At 54.2% G+C, this 1992-nt stretch carries 2 protein-coding genes; one reads left to right on the top strand and one right to left on the bottom strand.

Going from position 1 to position 1992, the window contains the following annotated elements; all coding sequences use genetic code 11:
- Positions 1–1182: IS1182 family transposase (locus BM315_RS24090; protein WP_090506220.1), on the top strand; the 1182-nt coding region annotated here is incomplete at its 5' end.
- A gap of 350 nt (positions 1183–1532) precedes the next feature.
- Here the strand turns inward: BM315_RS24090 and BM315_RS24810 are convergent.
- The coding region (locus tag BM315_RS24810) for a hypothetical protein (protein ID WP_170862315.1) at positions 1533–1992 on the bottom strand (460 nt) is incomplete at its 5' end.

Raw genomic sequence — 1992 nt, 5'->3', positions numbered from 1 at the left:
GAGCGAGAAGCCCAGCGCAACGTCGAACTCATGTGGCTAACCGGGCGTTTGATGCCCGATTTCAAGACCATCGCCAACTTCCGAAAAGACAACAGTAAGGCCATTCGCGGCGTCTGCCGCCAGTTCGTTTTACTCTGCCAGCAGTTGGGTTTTTTTGGCGAAAACTTGGTTGCCATCGACGGCAGCAAATTCAAGGCAGTGAACAATCGTGACCGCAATTTCACCAGTGCCAAACTGAAGCGGCGCATGGAAGAAATCGAGGCGAGCATCAGCCGTTATTTGGCTGCGCTCGATGCGGCTGATCGACAGATTCCTAGCGCCTCCGCGCCAGAGGCTGCCAACCTGGAAGATAAAATCGCCAAGCTCAAAGCGCAGATGAAAGAGCTTCAGGGGATCGAAACTCAGCTCAACGACTCTCCTGACAAACAGGTTTCGCTGACCGACCCGGATGCCCGTTCGATGATGACGCGCGGCAGCGGTATCGTCGGCTACAACGTGCAGACGGCTGTCGATACGCAGCACCATTTGATAGTTGCTCATGAGGTCACCAACAGCGGTTCCGACCGTGACCAACTCAGTTCAATGGCGAAGCAGGCTCGTGAAGCTATCGGCACAGAAACGCTGTCCGTGGTGGCTGACCGAGGCTACTTCAAGGGTGAAGAAATCCTTGCCTGTCACGACGCAAACATCACGGCCTACGTGCCTAAGCCAATGACTTCAAGCGCCAAGGCTGATGGCCGATTCAACAAAGATGCCTTCGTGTATGACCCGACGAAAAACGAATACACCTGCCCAGCGGGAGAGGCACTGATCTGGCGATTCTCCAGCGTTGAGAAAGGCATGAATATGCACTGCTACTGGAGTTCGAAATGCCAGAGTTGCACGCTGAAAACCCAGTGCACGCCAAGCACAAATCGTCGAGTAAGGCGCTGGGAACATGAAGCTGTGCTGGAGGAAATGCAACGCCGGCTGAACCAAGCACCTGAGATGATGCGGGTTCGAAAGCGGACTGTTGAGCATCCCTTCGGGACGCTCAAACAATGGATGGGGGCAACGCACTTCCTCACTCGAAAACTGAACGGGGTGAGCGCAGAAATGAGCTTGAATGTGCTCGCCTACAACTTGAAGCGGGTGATGAAAATCATCGGCACCGAAGGTTTGTTGAAGGCGATGGCGGCGTAAAAGCCCGGCTTTTAATGCCCCAAGAGGTGCCAAAGCGCTTCATACGCGCTCTGAAGCGTTCCCGGCGCTGATCGTGGTAAATAATCGGGAAATCTCCACGCCCAGGAGCGATGGGCTGAAGCACGCACGATAAGAAAGTGTTTTTACACGCTCTGGGCCAGAAGCAGCCAGTGGCTAACGGCAGAGCTGTGAGCAACGGCAGTGTTTACATGGACTGAGTACACAAAAAATCGGACACCCTCTAACCGGGGCATGACCGTGGCCATATTCGATGGGCTCACCCGCCTGGCCTGACTTTCCGCAGGACACAAAAAACCGCCCCCGGAGGCGGTTTTTAACTTCTATCACCCTCAGTCGAAGGTTTCTCCTCCAGCATACTCGGCGTACTTGTACACCGTAGTCTGCGTTATCTCTGCCGCGTCCGTGAGGGATAGGTTCAGCTGGTCATTGTAGGCCTTGAGTTCGGCCCAAAGCTCACTCTCGGGTAGGGGCGGGAGGTTTCTGATGTGCTCAATCTCTCTACCCTGCTCATCGCACTTCATAAGGGCATGTGGATTCCGCGCATCATCACTATCAACCAAGCAATAGCCCTTGCGATTGACGGGCTCTACCCCAGTAATCGTCTCAACAATGCTGTTGTACATAGGCTTGTGCGAGGCACCGTTGAAGTAAATCGGTGAATCACTCAGGGCGTAGAAAGTGACAAGCCAGAGGGTCAGCTTGAAGGAAAACTTTCCTGCCTGATCAGCGAAGGTCACCACGATAGGGGTGTGGTTCTGATGGCAGTAACTGATGTCATTGGGGTCTAGC

The organism is Pseudomonas borbori (genome assembly GCF_900115555.1).
GTDB lineage: Bacteria > Pseudomonadota > Gammaproteobacteria > Pseudomonadales > Pseudomonadaceae > Aquipseudomonas > Aquipseudomonas borbori.
Note: the sequence above shows the minus strand (reverse complement) of the source record. Positions and strands in the feature narration are given on the sequence as shown.